This is a genomic window from Alcanivorax sp. HI0044, assembly GCF_001634945.1.
This window is the reverse complement of record NZ_LWEZ01000134.1, coordinates 1-815: the sequence shown is the minus strand read 5'-3', so window position 1 is coordinate 815 and position 815 is coordinate 1. Positions and strand designations below refer to the sequence as shown.

The window sequence follows — 815 nt, the reverse complement described above, 5'->3', positions numbered from 1 at the left end:
TTCCCGGGCTCTCACCGCCCGTAATATCGGGCGGCCACTGCGCGATCAAAAAGCGTCCCGGCAGGTTATTTTTTCATGAAGCCCGCGAAGCGCTCCCGGGTATCCTCACTGAACATCCTTTGCGCAAACAACACACTTTCCTTTTCTATCTGCGCCTTGATGGCGGCGTCGCTCAGGCGTGTCAGCTGTTTGGTCAGGGCGATGGCCGCGGGAGTTTTCTCTGCCAGCCTCTGCGCCAGCGCCAGTGCTTCTGAAGCCAGCTCATCCACCCCGGTTCTATAGGCAATCAGCCCCATTCGTTCGGCTTCCTCTGCGCTAAACGTATCGCCGGCCAGCAGCAAGCGGTTGGCGTTCTGGCGGCCAATCAGGGCGGGGAGTATCAGGCTGGAGCCGGCTTCGGGCACCAGCCCCAGGTTAATGAAGGCGGTGTGGAAGCGGGCGTCATCGGCGGCGATCACCAGATCCGCGTGCAGCAACATGGTGGTGCCAATACCGGTGGCGTTGCCCTGTACCGCCATGATGATCGGTTTATCCAGGGCCATAAGGGCATGGACGAGAATCATGGCCGGGCTCAGTTTTCCCTCATCACGGCTGGCCGGGTCGGCTTGCAAAAAATCCTTGATGTCGTTGCCCGCGCAGTAGCTGCGGCCGTTGGCGGTAATGAGCAGCGCATTCAGGTCATCCCGTGCGGCCAGGTGTTGTACCGCTGCGGTGAGGTCTTCATACATTGCCACATTGAGCGCGTTGAGCTTGTCGGCGCGATCCAGGGTGACGTGTAGAACGGCGTTGTGCTCGCGGGTTTGAATAAATCCGCT

Annotated in this window: 1 protein-coding gene; it reads right to left on the bottom strand. The window is 60.0% G+C overall.

Annotation, left to right across the window (positions count from 1 at the left end):
- Positions 1-65: 65 nt before the first annotated feature.
- Positions 66-815 (bottom strand): enoyl-CoA hydratase/isomerase family protein (locus A3730_RS01655; protein ID WP_156500782.1); only part of this gene is annotated, 750 nt, incomplete at its 5' end.